The organism is Nesterenkonia flava (assembly GCF_031432335.1).
Classification (GTDB): Bacteria; Actinomycetota; Actinomycetes; order Actinomycetales; family Micrococcaceae; genus Nesterenkonia; species Nesterenkonia flava.
Map to the genome: position 1 here is coordinate 1 of NZ_JAVKGT010000089.1, position 710 is coordinate 710.

Here is a 710-nt window from a genome sequence, read left to right on the forward strand (position 1 = left end):
CGGAGGCGCTGTGCCCTCAGACCGTGTTCACAACCTCACGGGGAAGTACAGCTAGTGCTTCTGAACGGTCATGGGTCACGTGGACCACAGTAAGTCCCAGCTTCTTGGACATGGCCTGCAGCTGGGATCGCAGCCAGGCGCGCAGCGGCTCGTCCAGGGCAGAGAGCGCCTCATCCAGCAGCAGCACCCGAGGTTCGTGCACGATCGCCCGGGCCAGTGCCACGCGCTGACGCTGGCCCCCCGAGAGCTGGTCGGGGCGCCGTCGTTCCATGCCGTCAAGCTCTACTAGGCGCAGCACCTCGGCCACACGGTCGGTGCGCTGCTGACGCGGTACCCCGGCAAGCTTGAGGGGGTAGGCGACGTTCTCCGCCACAGACATATGCGGCCACAGAGCGTGCTGCTGGAACACCATGCCCAGGCCCCGGTGCTCCACGGGAGTGCTTCGTCCCGGAGCCGCCACGGGTTGTCCCTGAATGTGGATGCTTCCTTCAGTGGGGTCCAGAAAACCGGCGAGGGCACGCAGCAGCGTGGTCTTCCCGGAGCCTGAGGGGCCCACCAGAGCAATGAACTCGCCGTCCCCGATCTCCAGGTCAATGTGCGAGAGCGCACGATGTCCGTCGGGGTAAGTGACACTCACGTCGTCGAAGGTCACTGCTGAAGCGCCCCAGGTTCTCTGCCGCTGTTATACGGGCTGTGGCTCACTGAGATTA

1 protein-coding gene is annotated in these 710 nt (G+C 64.9%); it reads right to left on the minus strand.

The features are described 5' to 3' along the window. Window positions 1-16: 16 nt before the first annotated feature. Entirely contained in the window at window positions 17-637 is a 621-nt protein-coding gene (locus tag RH857_RS13590; protein WP_310538508.1) for an ABC transporter ATP-binding protein, read from the minus strand. Between the last annotated feature and the right edge of the window lie 73 nt (window positions 638-710).